Here is a 14,011-nt window from a genome sequence, read left to right as displayed (position 1 = left end):
AAGGTACTTCTTTCCTTCATTGTACATAAAAAGAACTAGAGTATGCAAACAAGCCATTCTTCTATTTTATTAGAGGTTGTTTAGAGCTTCCTATCATTGATTACCACGAAAATTTCATATGGACTGTGTGGGTATCACTTAGTAAAGAAAGTTATGATGAAGTATTAGAAAAGTGGGATGAGAGAGGCCGAGAAAATAGTGATCCTTATTTTGGTTGGTTATCTGTAGAAATACCAGTTTATCCAGAAACATTAAATTTAAAAACAAATGTACATATAAGAGAAGTTGGAACGGCACCGTATGTTGAATTAGAGCCAACCGAGCATCCTTTAGCAATCGAACAAAGAAATGGAATTACTTTAGAGAGAGTTAAAGAAATACAAGAAATGATTCAACGACATAACTAGATTAGAAGAGAAAAAACGAGTGCTAGCACTCGTTTTTTTCTTTACACAACCGCAGGATTATAAATCATCGTAAAGTGTCCTGGTAATAATTCAATGTGACAAGGTGTATGAAGCGAACTTTCTCCATCTGTATCTACTTCTTTTTCTTCTTTCGTTTCAATATGAATGGATTTTGCTTTTACGTGGAAGATGTCATTTTCATTTGAATCCTCGAATAGTTTCTTTCCGATGTAATCTTTAAATGCTTGAATACCTGTTGATTTGACTACGAAAATATCAAGTGTTCCGTCATCACATTTTACGTTCGGAATAAAGGATGGAATACCACCAAGATATTCACCATTTCCAACCATGACAAGGACAGCTTCGTCTTCATATACTTGTCCGTCATAAGTAATTTTTACTGGGAATGTTTCAGCATTTTTTACAGTTCGAATTGTGCTTAAATAGTAACCGATTTTACCAAGCTTTGCTTTTTCATCTGCATCGATATTGTTTGATACTTCAGATACGAGACCAATCCCCCAGAAGTTTAAGAAATGTTGTCCATTTGCTTTTGCAACGTCAACTGGTTTTATATGTTCTTTTGTAATAAGTTTTGCCGCTTCTGCAATGTTTTGCGGAACGCCAAGTGTGCGAGAGAAGTCGTTGCAAGTTCCGCCTGGAATGATTGCAAGTGTAGGTCTAGTTTCAAGAGGTGCTAAGCCATTTGTGCATTCAAATACAGTGCCGTCACCACCAAAGACGATAATTAAATCTACTTTACTAGCAAACTCTTGGCAATATTTTGTTGCATCACCTTGCTTTTTCGTATGAAGGATATGTAAGTCAGGAAAAGCTGCGGCAAGAGGTGGTACGATTTTCGTTAAATTTGTATGTAAGTCACCTTGTCCAGCTTTCGGATTTACGATGAGGAGTACTTTTTCAAATTTTGTCTTTGTCATTTTTTTCTCTCCCTTTGTCTTTTACGAATTGTGATAGAAAATAAACTTCCACCAGTAATTGATGAAAGTTTATTTTATTATATTATTCCGTTACAACTGAAGCGATAAATGGTAAGTTACGATATTTTTCCGCACAGTCGATACCGTATCCAACGATGAATTCGTCTGGAATTTGGAAGCCAACATACTCAGCTGTTAAGTCCACTTTACGACGCTCAGGTTTATCAAGTAGCGTACAGAATTTTAACGCTTTTGGTTTATGCATAAAGAAGTGGTCTTTTAGGAAATGAAGTGTTAAACCAGAATCGATAATGTCTTCTACGACAATTACGTTTTTGCCAGTAATGTTTACGTCGATATCTTTTAATAGTTTTACTTTTCCAGTTGTTTCTGTTTGATTTCCATAGCTAGATGCAGAAATAAAGTCGATTGTTACATCGTTTTTAATGTGACGAATTAAATCAGCAGCGAATACGAAAGATCCTTTTAGTACAGCGATGACTACGATTTCTTCTCCTTCAAAGTCACGTTCGATTTGAAGTGCTAGTTCTTTTACTTTTTCTTGTAATTGTTCTTCAGAAATTAAAGTGTCTTTTATTTCAATATTCATTGTAATCCTCCTACAGTGTAAAACTTGCGAACATTTCGACTGTAAAGGATAGAATAGAAAAAGTCAAAGGAGATAGTAATTTTTTACAAAGATAACGACAAAATCATCTGATGATATGATATACTAATTATATTAAGAAAACGCTTCCATAAAGGGTGAATATGATGAAGAAGAAACAGTACACAAGTGTAACATTTATAAAAGCATTACTTTTAACAATTGTTCTTGGCCTGTTGGCTTACGTAATTGATGTACCTGCGATTCGTATTTCATTAATTGGAATGACTTTAGTGTTAGGAGCAATTTCGCACGGTATGATGTCGCAGCTAAAAGAAGCTGGACTTGATGATATGAGAGATCATATAGATAAAAAGTAAGAAACCTTCATTATATAGAGTGAAGTTTTTTTTGTTTCTTACAAAAATGTAAGGTAGTTGTAAGGCAAATCGATAGTTGCATAATAGCATTTTGGATAAACTATGGGTGTAAGGTAAAAGGCAAGCATATTTTAGGTAAATTAAGTTTTAGGCACTCTATATGTGAAAAAGGAGTAGGAGGGCATGGAGAAACGTTGGACGACCTTTTCTTTTTTAGCGACTAGTAACACCGTAATGCTAGATGGAAAAATGGATTTTTTGCACTTGTTTGATCGTGAAGATGATCATTCTTCTTCTAAATTTACAATGAAATGGAATAAATGGAGCGAGAGTTGTAGGTTTGAAGAAGAGGCCCCTAACGAAGAGCAAAAGATTATTTTAACAAACCCTATTAAAGCGTGGGTTGTTCAACGTCGTAAGTGTAACGTCAAAAATCACTTCAAGAAAACTGAGCCGAGACAATTAGTTATCGCTCCAGCCCGTTCTACTTCCAAATCACGCGAAAGTAACATGTAAATAATTGAGACACACACCCGAAAAAAACATCGTACATATTGCGATGTTTTTTTCTTTTTCTACAATGAAATCTTTAAATGAAATATATTTCATCTGCATCTTATATTTATATCTCTTGCTTATTCTAGTAATACATCCGGTGCGAGTTGATGAGAATAAAATATAAGGAGAGAATGAAAATGAAAAAGAGACTATTACCAATTTGTGCAATGGCACTTTTAACAGTAGGATATTCTTCAGTAGCGAGTGCAGATACTGGAACAGTAACAAAGGAAGAAGCGCAAGTGCAACAAGATAAAGCTAAAAAAGAAGAAGCAATTAAGGAACAGCAAAAAAGTGAAGTAGAGAAAAAGAGAATAGCGCAAGAACAGTTAAAAAACGATATGGCCAAAAAAGAAGCAGCGATAAAAGCCGAGCAAAAGAATGAAGTAGCTAAAAAAGAAGTAGCAAAGCCAGTTGTACAAGGTGAAAAATTACCAAATACAGCATCAAATAATGTAGCAATGATGGGATTAAGTGCATGTCTTGTAGCGGTAGGTACATTATTTGGTTTGAATCGTCGCAATAAGATTAAAGCGTAAATAAAATATTTTCCTATAAAGAATGGGATAATTTCATATATTAAAAATGGTAGGTTACTCCTACCATTTTTGGCATGGAGGAATGAAGAATGAAGTTACTCAATTATATCGGTATCATATTGATGGCTATAGGGCTATTCATGGGATCCTATTATGCTGTGGAATGGTATAAAGGAAGAAGCTCTGCCGGGCAATTAACTGCAGAAGAAATAAAGAGTCTTAAAAATATACAAGATACTCAACTTTCTCGTGAAACACCTGTAACTTCTCAAGTGCCTTCTTCTCAAACAGAACATAAAGAAGGAGAAAAGGTAGCGATGTTAAACATACCAAAAATAAAGAAGAAGTTTTCTATATATTGGGGAGCGGATGATACGACTTTGAAAAAAGGAGTGGGTATGTTCGTTAGTGATTTAACGACAACTCCATCTGGAGGGGGACATACTGTACTAAGTGGACATCGAGATACTGTATTTACAGATTTAGGAGAGTTGAAAGAAAAGGATACCCTTGTTTTAGAGTATGATAATAAAACGTACACATATGAAATTCAAAAGACATGGATTACTCATGCGGATGATCGTACTGTTATTATAAAAAAAGAAGAACCGATATTAACACTGACAACTTGTTACCCATTTAATTATATAGGGAATGCACCAGATAGATATATTATCGAGGCGAAGTTAACTGGCAGTCATTCAAAGTGAAATTATAGTTTCTGAAAGCGGGAGGGGGATATATAAATTATGTCAAAAAATATTTTAATTGTTGAAGATGAAGACATATTACGTGAAATATTAAAAGATTATTTTTTAAGTGAGCAATATGTAGTGTTTGAAGCGAGGGACGGGAAAGAGGCTTTAGTTGTATTTGAAGAAGAAGAGGTTGATTTAGTTATTTTAGATATTATGTTGCCAGAACTCGATGGATGGTCTGTTTGCCGAAGAATTCGAAAGACGTCCGAGGTGCCTATTATTATGCTGACGGCGCGCGTAGATGAAGACGATACGTTACTCGGTTTTGAACTTGGGGCAGATGACTATGTGACGAAGCCGTATAGTCCGCCAATTTTATTAGCAAGAGCGAAAAGGTTATTAGAAAGCAGAAAAGTGACAAAGCAACTTTTAGAGAATGAAGATGATACATTATCAATCCACGGTATTCACGTTCATTTTCCGTCTCGCACTGTTACGGTAGATAGAACCGACATTAATTTAACGCATACAGAATTTGAAATATTAGCGTATTTCATGAAAAATCAAGGAATTGTTTTAACGCGAGAGCAACTCATTTCAAGAATTTGGGGATATGAATTTGCTGGCGATGATCGAACGGTGAATAGCCATATTCGTAATTTAAGAAATAAATTAGGAGAGAAAGCAAAGTATATTACAACTGTAGTACGAACTGGTTATAAATTTGAGGGGAATATATGAGAAAAGGGATTGTTCTAAAATTATTTACTCTTACAACAGCATTATGCATGTTAATTTTAGCGACGATATTTATTGGACAAACGATATTTTTTAAACAATATTATGCGAATCGAAAAGTGGAAGATATTAAAGTGAATTTAAATTCCTTTGAGAAGAACTATTTAAATCATGCAGGAAATGCAGAAGAAATTCAGAAACTAGAGCAAGACTTTTTAAGAGAAAATAATACGTGGATTACGACATTAGATAAGAACGGGAATTTAAAACATGCAGATGATTTTTATTTTGAGGTAACGATAGATCGTAGGCAACAAAAGAGCTTTGGACAACAAATATTTAAAATTCCTTTAGGCAATCTCGTCAATATAGAGGAGATTGATAATAAATTATCGGAGCATTTTTTAGGGCAAGAAATTTATTTTTCTGGAGTGAGAAAAGAAGATAGTTTTATTCCATTCTCTTTTTCTTTATCTAAGCAGAATTTAAGCGGATCTAATAAACCGTTAGAAAAAGCATTTAATGAGAAAATGAGTAAATTAAATGAGGAGAAAAAGAAAGCAGCTGTGGAACAAGTTGGTAAGGAAAAGAAGCCGGCTGTTCGGGAGCAAGCTGCTCAAGAACCAGATGTTTACATAGGAGGGCGTGTTACGAAAGTACAGTTTCCAGATGTAAAAGGCCCCGTAAATCCAATTTATAAAAACACTTTATTTTTGGATAGTATAAAAGAATTTCAAACGGATGTGTTACTAAAAGAGAGTAATCAAATAGAGTATTTAACAAAGACAATGGACTACGAAAAGAATGATATAAAATATAAATTATTAATGAAACCAATAAAAGAAAAAGACGGATCGGTAACATATATTTATGCGATGGCTTCTTTACAGCCGGTAGATGAAGCTGTACAAATGGTGCAAGATTATTATATCTATATCATTGCATTTGTAGTCGTTCTTATTTTTTTAGCTTCGTTCTATTACTCAAAACAAATTGCAAAGCCATTATTGAAAATAAATGATACAACAAAGAAAATAGCGCATTTAGACTTCACAGAAAAAATACCGATTACTTCGAAAGATGAAATTGGAGATTTATCGAAAAATATTAATGTGCTATCAAATAAACTCCATTCGCATATTGGACAGTTAGAAGAAGATATTGAAAAGGAAAGAAAGTTAGAAAAGACGCGAAAAGAATTCATTTCTGGTGTTTCACATGAATTAAAAACACCGCTAAGTATTATGAAAAGCTGTATTTCTATTTTAAAAGACGGGGTAGCTGAACATAAAAAAGAGTATTATTTTCAGGCAATGGAGAGAGAAGTAGACAAAATGGATACGTTAATTTTGGATATGCTTGAGTTAGCTAAATTTGAATCTGGTACATATAAAATGAAAAAAGATTCGTTTTATATTGATACAGTAATTGAAGGTATATGTGAACATCTATCTGTGGAAATAGAGAAAAAAGAACTTCATATTCATAAAAATATAAGTTCATTTGAAGTGATTGCAAATCAAGGCCGGATTGAACAAGTCATCGTGAACTTCATTACGAATGCTATACGATATACACCAAATAAAGAGGATATTATTATTTCTACAATAGATGAGAAGAATCGTATAAAAGTGTGCATTGAAAATAAAGGTACTCATATTGAAGAAGAGCAATTAGATAAAATTTGGGATCGTTTTTATCGCGTGGATACAGCTCGTCAGCGTTCACAAGGTGGGACGGGGCTTGGGCTTGCTATTTCAAAGAATATTTTAGAACTACATGATGCTGAATATGGGGCAGAAAATACAGAAGATGGTGTATTATTTTATTTCTATTTACCGAAAAAAGCGTAGACAATATGATCTATGCTTTTTTAATTTATTTTCATATTATCTTTACCTAATCTTTATTTTTAATCAGTATAATTTGTTTAGAATATGAGGTTATGTAAGGAGTCGATGAACCGTGCATAGCAATTGGCTAAGTATAATGGTATTTATTTTCTTTTGCGCATTTATTGTATTTTTAATTGATATTACGATATGAAAAAAGAGCGCTCATTAAGCGCCCTTTTTTTGTGTATTCATTTGATAAGCACTGATGCTTTTGAATAATCGTGGTGAAGTGATAAATAAAAATATAAGTAAAACGGTACATAAAATAAAAGAACCAAGCATTGTACTTCCATTTACGATTAATGAATATAACACAGCTGATTGACCTTTCGGCGCATATTGTCCCCAGAAAATAATGCCGGCAATAAAGTGGCAGAAATAGCGAGCAAAGCTACCGATAAATGTAGCAAGGATAATATAAGCAAGGACTTTCTTACCCTGATTTTGTTTTGATGAAGGTTTGTCTTTACGGTTACCTAAATTTGATTGTTCTAAGCTATTTTCATTGGATGTTAAAAGTGCTTTTTGAATTGGACGATAGAATAAGCCAGCAAATCCGATAAAAGCAAAGGCAATGAAGTACTCAATGAATGCTTGAACAGGTGTTAAAATATAAGCATCTCCCACGACAATTTGTAATAGTCCCCAAACTAAACCGCCTAAGAAAGCTGATTTAAAGCCCCAGCGGTAAGCAATAATAAAAATAGGAATCATAGCGAATGAGATAGAACCGCCTGTTGGAAGTTTAAGTGATAATGGTAAAATATCGATAATCATGGCGAAGGCTGCAAGAATAGCAGATTCGATCAACGCTTGTAAATTGGTGTTACGCATGTTGTCTCCCCCTAAATCCAAGTTGTACAAAAAAGAATAGATATCATAGGAGGATACGAAATACGTAAATAAAAATGAGGTATGTATTTCGGACGTTTGCACAATCCCTGCGTTAGCATTAACTAACAGGTTCGAAGGGTCGGAACGAAGTGTTCCCTCTCAGCGGCATGGCTCCCCCAGTGATAACGAAATTCTTTATTTGTTATTGTTTATTGTAAGCGAAATGGATGAGAATGGCAAACGAATACAGTATGACAATAATTGAAATAGAATTGTAGCGAAATGTTAATAAATATGAAGCAAAAGGGTATAGTACAAGAGAAATTGGGTGTGGTATAATTTTTTTGAAAATAATTATCATTCTCTTCTGAGGGGGAAGGTTATGAGCTTAGTAGATATTAAAATTGGAGAGAAAGTGTTAGTAAAAAGTATTCAGTCTTTAGATCAGCTATTAAAGCGTAGACTAGCTGCTTTCGGTCTTGCTGAAGGAAGCGAACTTCGCCTGAAACAGAAAGCGATGTTCAAAGGTCCTTGTACATTGGAGTGTCGTGGACAGTTAATTAGTATTCGTCATTGTGACGCGAAAATGATAAAGGTGGAATTAGCGTGAATAAGGTAGCTTTGCTAGGGAATCCGAATACAGGGAAGACATCATTATTTAATGCACTTACTGGTTCTTATGAATACGTAGGAAACTGGAGCGGTGTAACAGTAGAAAAGAAGGTTGGTAAATTAAAAGATAGACAAGGAACATTAATTGATTTGCCAGGTGTGTATGATTTAAATCCAGTTTCACGTGATGAAGGTGTTGTAACAAACTTTCTATTAACAGAAGAATTTAATCATATGTTAAATATCGTAGATTCCTCGCAGTTTGAAAGAAATATGCATTTAACGTTGCAGTTACTTGAATTTGGTAAGCCAGTCTCAATTGGTTTAAACATGGTTGATGTGGCGAAGCAAAGAGGAATTGTCATTGATGTAAAACGATTATCAGAGCTATTAGGTGTAACAGTCGTTCCTGTTGTTGCAAGAAGTGGAAAAGGCTGTGAAGAACTGCTTACGACTCTTAAAGAAAATGACAAAAAAGAGAAAAAGCCATTCCTTATTTCATATGGTGTACAAATGGATGAAGGAATTGGAGAAGTAATTGCTCTTTTAGAGACAGCGAATTACGAGCATCCGAGATGGTTAGCACTTCAATTTTTAAGCAATAACGAAGTAGTAGAAAAAGAAATGAAAGCATTACCAATTTATAAGGAACTCATAGCCATTCGATCTCGCTTAGAAGGAAGACTTGATTGTACGTTAGAAGAGCACATTTACAAAACTCGTGAAGCGTATATTGAAAAGTTAAAAACAAATGTTATGAAGCATGAGAAAGAAGGAAAAATTCCTTTTTCAGAAAAAATTGATAGATTAATTACACATAAAATTTTAGGACTTCCAATCTTTTTAGCAGTTATGTTTTTTATTTTTCAGGTTACGTTTACGTGGATTGGTACACCTTTATCGGATATGTTAGATGAGTTTTTTGGTGGCCAGCTTACGGATTGGGTGACGGCTGGACTTACAAGTATTGGAGCTTCTGATTTTATTCAAGCACTCGTTACAGAAGGTATTATTGCCGGTGTTGGTGCTGTATTAGTATTCGTACCACAAATCTTTGCACTATTCTTTTTTATTTCATTATTAGAAGACTCAGGGTATATGGCGCGAATTGCAGTTGTTATGGATAGAATTATGGAGTTTTTCGGCTTAAACGGAAAAGCTTTTATTCCGATGATTATCGGTTTTGGATGTAACGTTCCAGGTATCATGGCTGCGAGAACGATTGAACAGGAAAAAGAACGTTTACTTACCATTTTAGTAACACCATTTATGTCTTGTTCAGCACGATTACCTGTATATGCATTATTTGCGGGCGTATTTTTCCCGCATAGTCAGGCGACTGTTGTATTTTCTTTATATGTTGCAGGGATTGTTCTTGCGTTATTAGTTACAAAAATTATGTCTCTTACAATTTTGAAAGCGGAAAAGTCTATTTTCGTAATTGAATTACCGCCTTACCGTGTGCCACAAGCAAAAACATTATGGCTAAGCACGTGGGAGAAAGGAAAAGGATTTGTTCGTAAAGCTGGTACATTCATCTTTGGTGGTTCGGTTGTTATTTGGTTATTAAACTATGCAGGTCCATCAGGATTCGGCGTTGATATGGGAGATAGCTACTTAGCGATGATTGGTGGATTTATCGCACCACTATTTGCACCACTCGGCTTCGGAACGTGGCAAGCTGCAGCATCCCTTTTAACAGGATTTTTAGCGAAGGAAGTTGTCGTTTCTACAATGGCAATTATTTATGCAGTTAAAGAAGATGTGCTTGGAAATGTAATGGGAGCACATTATACAGCATTATCAGCTTATGCATTTATGTTCTTTATTTTATTATATGTTCCGTGTTTAGCGACGGTAGCTGTTATTAAACGTGAAACAGGATCAGCGAAGTGGACGATTTTCTCAGTCGTTTATCCACTCGTAGTTGCTTATGTATTAACGCTCATTATATACCAAGTTGGATCCTTACTCGGATTCTAGAAGGAGATGTATTGTGATGATGGTCAATATTATAATTGGAGCTATCATTTTTGGTTATGCAGCATATACGTTAGTTAATTTTGTAAAGAGAAGTAAAAAAGGAAAATGCGCGGCATGTTCTTTAAATAAGTCATGTCAGTCGCAAACTTGTAGCCCGGATATGGAGCAAATTGCTCATAATAAATAGAAAAAAGCTTTGCGAATTTGAAGTGACCCCTAAAAGTTAGACACGGTTATTTCATTAGGCAGCTCGATAAAAATGAGTCCGGTATTGCACCGGGCTCATTTTTAATTTTGCTTTTATCCGTTTTGTATTGTAATAATCTATATATTTTTCTAATTCTATTTTGAAGTGCTCTACACTTTCAAACTCTTTTATGTAGAGAAACTCAGACTTCATGATTCCAAAGAAATTCTCCATTACTGCGTTGTCATAACAGTTGCCTTTACGAGACATACTTTGTACGATACCTCTTTTTTGTAATGCGTGACGGTACTGTTTCATTTGATAATGCCACCCTTGATCTGAATGCATCATTAGTTGGTGATTTTCAGGTAAACCTTCTAATGCTGTCTCTAACATTTCTGAAACAAGTGAATACGTCGGTCTAGAGCCAATTGTATAGGTAATGATTTCACCATTATACAAGTCTAATACAGGTGATACATAAAGTTTCTCACCGAATAATTTAAATTCTGTAATATCGGTTACCCATTTTTCATTTGGCGTATCTGCCGTAAATTTACGCTCTAAAATATGAGATGCAATTTTACCGACTGTTCCTTTATAAGATTTATATTTTTTCATACGTACAAGACATTTTAAACCTAACTCTTTCATAATTCGTTGCACTTTTTTATGATTCACTATTTGATTACGATTGGCTAACTCATCACGAATACGACGATATCCATAACGACCTTCGTGTTCATCATAAATCGCTTTAATTTCTACTTTTAAATCGGCATCTGGATCGATTCTATCCATTTGTTTTACATAAAAATAATAGGTGCTTCGAGGGATATCCGCTAACTTTACTAATTCTTTCACTTGAAACTCATGCCTTAATTCATAGACTACTTGTGCCTTGTCTTGTTTGGTGATTTTTCCTTGTTTTGAACTAAGGCATTCAACTTTTTTAAATACGCATTTTCCATACGTAAGCGTTCTAATTCAGCTTGTAACGCTTCAACTGAACCTTCTGCCGGAATCTTTTTAGTATCATGTTTTGTGTTTTTATTTTTCATGGATGGACGCCCCTTTTTCTTTGGTTCAAGGGCATCTAAGCCACCTACTTCAAATTGCTTCTTCCATTGATAAACCGTTGTAAAAGAAGGAATCATGAAGATAGCCGCTGTATCCATTAACGATATACCCGATTGAGCCATAAAATTTAGTACGTCTAGTTTAAACTCTGCGGTGTAATTTGTATAGACCTCGTGTAAACCTTCTTCTCCATGGAGTTCGTATAAGCGTAACCAGTATTGAAATTGTGCCTTTGTAATATGCATCTGTTTTGCATATTCTGCTTGAGAAATTATTTTCGGATTAAATCCTTGAACGAGCGTTAACTTTAAATCCTTCGTAAATTTTGTCATACAAAAAACTGCACCTCCAATTGTTAGACTGTGTCTAACAATTGGGGTGCAGTTCAATTTCGCAAAGCTTTTTTGTTTTACTTTTTAATTTTTACAAGTTGAGAAGCTTCTACGCCTTTGTAACCAGGGAATTCTTTACTTGGGTCTTTATCAAATTTTAATACACCTACAGATTTTTCATCACCTTTTACATTGCTGTAAGTTGCGTCATCGACAATCGCATACATATCTGTATATGCACGACCACTTCCGATAATTGTGTTGCCTTCATATTTTAATTTTGCCCCATCAAGTGCAGCATTTTCTACTTTTTCTTTTGCAAATAATACACCTTGTTCTGTTGTTACAGCTGGTAATTTATCAAGTGGTTTCGTGTTGTCTTTTTCATCAACTTTGCTAAGTAACTCTTTTTTCACTAGTTCTTCACCAGTTTTCTTATCCATTACAAGAACTTTTTTACCATCTAATGTTGTCATTTTCATTTTATAGAAGTCTTTTTCTTTCACTTCTTTTTTGTTTTTATCTGTAATTTGCTGAACTTGTTCTTCTGATCCGTACAGTACAAAGCCGTTCGCTTTCTCTCCTAATAAAGAACAACCTGATAATGCTCCAAGTGAAATTGCTGCTGCTAATCCGATTCCTACTAATTTTTTCATGATGATTTCCCCTTTTATATGTTTTATAGTAAATACAATTTTTGTATTAGTGCTTACATGTGAAGAAGCTTGTTTGTTGCTTCTGGTATTAGTGTATAAGAAATATCCGAATGCAACTATCGAGTTAGCTTACAGTAACATTACACTTATGTAATTTAGTGAAATTGCACAAAAGTAAGTTAATTTCAAAGAGGGATAATGAGAATATATTAGAAATACAATATTGTATATAGAATGTCATATTATAATGGATGTATTTTGGAAATAACATGTAAGGACATATTAGTTTTGTTATAATAAACACATAGGCTGTAAAATGAATATTCTTTACTGTAAAGGGAGATTTTTCAGTTTTCCAAGTAGTGAATTTGAAATATGAGGTATATCATAGGAGGAATTTAGATGTCTGTATTTAAACGATTAAGAGATTTAACAATGTCAAATGTGTATTCGTTAATTGAAAAAGCGGAAGATCCAGTTAAGATGACTGATCAATATTTACGCGATATGCAAGCCGATGTACAAGAGGCTGAGAAAAGTGTAGCAGCTCAAATCGCACTTGAGAAGAAATTCAAAATATTATTTGAAGAGCAAGAAGCACTTGTGAAAAAACGTGAAGAGCAGGCTCATACGGCTGTTCAAGCTAATAACTTAGATCTTGCGCGTCGTGCATTAGAAGAAAAACAAAATGCAGAGCAAAAAATGAATGAGTATAAAGCAAGCTACGAGCAAAATAAAGCTGCTGCTGATAACCTGCGCCTAAAGCTAGAAGAAATGCGTAAGCAATTAAATGAGCTGAAAAATAAACGTGAAACACTTGTAGCGCGTGTAAATGCGGCGAAAGCACAAAAGAATATTAATCAGGCGATGTCTGGATTTGATTCAAACTCAGCAAAAGCTGGTTTAAGCCGTATGGAAGAGAAAGCCCTTCAATTAGAGGCTGAAGCGGAAGCAAGCGGTGAAGTTTATAAGAAAGAAAAATCATTAGATGATGAATTCGCAAGCTTAAACAAAAATTCTGCTGTTGACGATGAATTAGCTCGTATTATGAAGCAGTATGAGAAATAATATAGAATAAAGACAAATGAACCGACATGTCTAAATATATTCATGTCGGTTTTCTATTATATTTTAGAGGAGGTTTTGCAATGACATGGATGAATGTAGTTGCCATGCTTGTATGGACTGGAGCGAGTGCAGTACTTTTATTTGCAATTATGTGGGTTGATTCAATTTTTACAAAATACAATGATTTAAAAGAAATCAAAAATGGAAATACAGCTGTAACAACTCGTTTTATTATGAAATTATTTGCACAAGGGTACATTTTATCTCAATCGATAACGAAAGCAAATGATTTATGGCAAGCACTTCTTGCATCAGCAGTTTCTTTCGTTATTTTATTAGTGGTAGAAATGTTTATCGAATTCGTATTAAAGAAAATGTCTGGTCTTGATTTAGAAGAAGGTACGAAAGAAGGTAGCGTTGCACATGCGATGTTAGCCGGATCATTACATATTGTTGGTGCACTAATTTTAGGTGCTTGTTTATAAAGAGAAAA

16 protein-coding genes, 1 pseudogene and 1 riboswitch are annotated in these 14,011 nt (G+C 34.3%); of the genes and pseudogenes, 12 read left to right on the top strand and 5 right to left on the bottom strand.

Annotation, left to right across the window (positions count from 1 at the left end; all coding sequences use genetic code 11):
* Positions 1-62: 62 nt before the first annotated feature.
* Positions 63-407 (top strand): annotated as a pseudogene (locus tag MHH55_RS18465) (DUF2199 domain-containing protein); the annotation flags it as partial.
* 41 nt (positions 408-448) lie between these two features.
* On the opposite strand, the gene MHH55_RS18460 reads toward MHH55_RS18465, so the two are convergent.
* Positions 449-1,351 carry a diacylglycerol/lipid kinase family protein gene (locus MHH55_RS18460; protein WP_000167897.1) on the bottom strand — a complete coding sequence of 301 codons (903 nt, stop codon included), beginning with the start codon at positions 1,349-1,351 and terminating at the stop codon, positions 449-451.
* An 82-nt stretch (positions 1,352-1,433) separates the two neighbouring features.
* The gene (gene hpt / locus MHH55_RS18455; RefSeq protein WP_001019306.1) at positions 1,434-1,961 is read right to left on the bottom strand and encodes a hypoxanthine phosphoribosyltransferase; all 528 of its coding nucleotides are present in this window, start codon (positions 1,959-1,961) and stop codon (positions 1,434-1,436) included.
* Between the two features lie 161 nt (positions 1,962-2,122).
* On the opposite strand from hpt, the gene MHH55_RS18450 reads away from it, so the two are divergent.
* From MHH55_RS18450 to MHH55_RS18425, 6 genes are all read left to right on the top strand, one after another.
* Positions 2,123-2,338, top strand: coding sequence for a hypothetical protein (locus tag MHH55_RS18450; protein ID WP_002001286.1), 216 nt, complete (start codon positions 2,123-2,125; stop codon positions 2,336-2,338).
* Between the two features lie 183 nt (positions 2,339-2,521).
* Positions 2,522-2,854, top strand: a complete 333-nt coding sequence (locus MHH55_RS18445; protein WP_000415613.1) for a hypothetical protein — start codon at positions 2,522-2,524, stop codon at positions 2,852-2,854.
* 179 nt (positions 2,855-3,033) lie between these two features.
* Positions 3,034-3,435, top strand: coding sequence for an LPXTG cell wall anchor domain-containing protein (locus tag MHH55_RS18440; protein ID WP_078187152.1), 402 nt, complete (start codon positions 3,034-3,036; stop codon positions 3,433-3,435).
* A gap of 89 nt (positions 3,436-3,524) precedes the next feature.
* Positions 3,525-4,145: a class D sortase gene (locus MHH55_RS18435; RefSeq protein ID WP_078187153.1), complete on the top strand. Its 621-nt coding sequence runs from the start codon at positions 3,525-3,527 to the stop codon at positions 4,143-4,145.
* Positions 4,146-4,184: 39 nt separating this feature from the next.
* The gene (locus MHH55_RS18430) at positions 4,185-4,874 is read left to right on the top strand and encodes a response regulator transcription factor (RefSeq protein ID WP_000041856.1); all 690 of its coding nucleotides are present in this window, start codon (positions 4,185-4,187) and stop codon (positions 4,872-4,874) included.
* Complete coding sequence (locus MHH55_RS18425; protein WP_078187154.1) at positions 4,871-6,724, top strand: sensor histidine kinase; 1,854 nt, start codon at positions 4,871-4,873, stop codon at positions 6,722-6,724. Before MHH55_RS18430 ends, MHH55_RS18425 begins: the two co-directional genes overlap by 4 nt.
* A gap of 207 nt (positions 6,725-6,931) precedes the next feature.
* On the opposite strand, the gene thiT is transcribed toward MHH55_RS18425, so the two are convergent.
* Positions 6,932-7,600, bottom strand: coding sequence for an energy-coupled thiamine transporter ThiT (gene thiT, locus MHH55_RS18420; RefSeq protein ID WP_078187155.1), 669 nt, complete (start codon positions 7,598-7,600; stop codon positions 6,932-6,934).
* An 86-nt stretch (positions 7,601-7,686) separates the two neighbouring features.
* A riboswitch (TPP riboswitch) is annotated at positions 7,687-7,788 on the bottom strand.
* Positions 7,789-7,982: 194 nt separating this feature from the next.
* Here thiT and MHH55_RS18415 point away from each other — a divergent pair.
* From MHH55_RS18415 to MHH55_RS18405, 3 genes are read left to right on the top strand one after another with little or no spacing between them, the layout of a single operon-like run.
* Entirely contained in the window at positions 7,983-8,210 is a 228-nt protein-coding gene (locus MHH55_RS18415; RefSeq protein WP_000060512.1) for a FeoA family protein, read from the top strand.
* Positions 8,207-10,195, top strand: coding sequence for a ferrous iron transport protein B (gene feoB, locus MHH55_RS18410; protein ID WP_001044840.1), 1,989 nt, complete (start codon positions 8,207-8,209; stop codon positions 10,193-10,195). Before MHH55_RS18415 ends, feoB begins: the two co-directional genes overlap by 4 nt.
* 16 nt (positions 10,196-10,211) lie before the next feature.
* Complete coding sequence (locus tag MHH55_RS18405; RefSeq protein WP_000989598.1) at positions 10,212-10,382, top strand: FeoB-associated Cys-rich membrane protein; 171 nt, start codon at positions 10,212-10,214, stop codon at positions 10,380-10,382.
* Positions 10,383-10,436: 54 nt separating this feature from the next.
* Here MHH55_RS18405 and MHH55_RS18400 read toward each other — a convergent pair.
* Positions 10,437-11,794 (bottom strand): IS3-like element ISBce18 family transposase gene (locus MHH55_RS18400; protein WP_139362596.1). Its coding sequence is split into 2 segments (ribosomal slippage): positions 10,437-11,338 and positions 11,338-11,794, totalling 1,359 coding nucleotides; the frame shifts between segments, so codons are not numbered across the junction.
* 77 nt (positions 11,795-11,871) lie between these two features.
* On the bottom strand, positions 11,872-12,450 hold the full coding sequence (locus MHH55_RS18395) for a lipoprotein BA_5634 family protein (RefSeq protein ID WP_000737501.1): 579 nt from the start codon (positions 12,448-12,450) through the stop codon (positions 11,872-11,874).
* Positions 12,451-12,852: 402 nt separating this feature from the next.
* On the opposite strand from MHH55_RS18395, the gene MHH55_RS18390 reads away from it, so the two are divergent.
* Together MHH55_RS18390 and MHH55_RS18385 are read left to right on the top strand one after the other, a co-directional pair.
* Positions 12,853-13,518: a PspA/IM30 family protein gene (locus tag MHH55_RS18390; RefSeq protein ID WP_000110290.1), complete on the top strand. Its 666-nt coding sequence runs from the start codon at positions 12,853-12,855 to the stop codon at positions 13,516-13,518.
* Between the two features lie 80 nt (positions 13,519-13,598).
* Positions 13,599-14,003 carry a DUF350 domain-containing protein gene (locus MHH55_RS18385; RefSeq protein ID WP_000220087.1) on the top strand — a complete coding sequence of 135 codons (405 nt, stop codon included), beginning with the start codon at positions 13,599-13,601 and terminating at the stop codon, positions 14,001-14,003.
* The last annotated feature ends 8 nt before the right edge of the window (positions 14,004-14,011 follow it).

This window comes from Bacillus sp. FSL K6-2944 (genome assembly GCF_038005385.1).
In the GTDB taxonomy this organism is placed as follows: domain Bacteria; phylum Bacillota; class Bacilli; order Bacillales; family Bacillaceae_G; genus Bacillus_A; species Bacillus_A cereus.
This window is presented reverse-complemented; position numbering and strand designations above follow the sequence as displayed.

Coding starts and splice junctions, on each gene's coding strand:
- hpt (WP_001019306.1), bottom strand. CDS start 1,961: ATGAATATTGAAATAAAAGACACTTTAATTTCTGAAGAACAATTACAA.
- MHH55_RS18440 (WP_078187152.1), top strand. CDS start 3,034: ATGAAAAAGAGACTATTACCAATTTGTGCAATGGCACTTTTAACAGTA.
- MHH55_RS18430 (WP_000041856.1), top strand. CDS start 4,185: ATGTCAAAAAATATTTTAATTGTTGAAGATGAAGACATATTACGTGAA.
- MHH55_RS18435 (WP_078187153.1), top strand. CDS start 3,525: ATGAAGTTACTCAATTATATCGGTATCATATTGATGGCTATAGGGCTA.
- MHH55_RS18395 (WP_000737501.1), bottom strand. CDS start 12,450: ATGAAAAAATTAGTAGGAATCGGATTAGCAGCAGCAATTTCACTTGGA.
- MHH55_RS18385 (WP_000220087.1), top strand. CDS start 13,599: ATGACATGGATGAATGTAGTTGCCATGCTTGTATGGACTGGAGCGAGT.
- MHH55_RS18445 (WP_000415613.1), top strand. CDS start 2,522: ATGGAGAAACGTTGGACGACCTTTTCTTTTTTAGCGACTAGTAACACC.
- MHH55_RS18425 (WP_078187154.1), top strand. CDS start 4,871: ATGAGAAAAGGGATTGTTCTAAAATTATTTACTCTTACAACAGCATTA.
- MHH55_RS18450 (WP_002001286.1), top strand. CDS start 2,123: ATGATGAAGAAGAAACAGTACACAAGTGTAACATTTATAAAAGCATTA.
- MHH55_RS18390 (WP_000110290.1), top strand. CDS start 12,853: ATGTCTGTATTTAAACGATTAAGAGATTTAACAATGTCAAATGTGTAT.
- MHH55_RS18415 (WP_000060512.1), top strand. CDS start 7,983: ATGAGCTTAGTAGATATTAAAATTGGAGAGAAAGTGTTAGTAAAAAGT.
- thiT (WP_078187155.1), bottom strand. CDS start 7,600: ATGCGTAACACCAATTTACAAGCGTTGATCGAATCTGCTATTCTTGCA.
- MHH55_RS18405 (WP_000989598.1), top strand. CDS start 10,212: ATGATGGTCAATATTATAATTGGAGCTATCATTTTTGGTTATGCAGCA.
- MHH55_RS18460 (WP_000167897.1), bottom strand. CDS start 1,351: ATGACAAAGACAAAATTTGAAAAAGTACTCCTCATCGTAAATCCGAAA.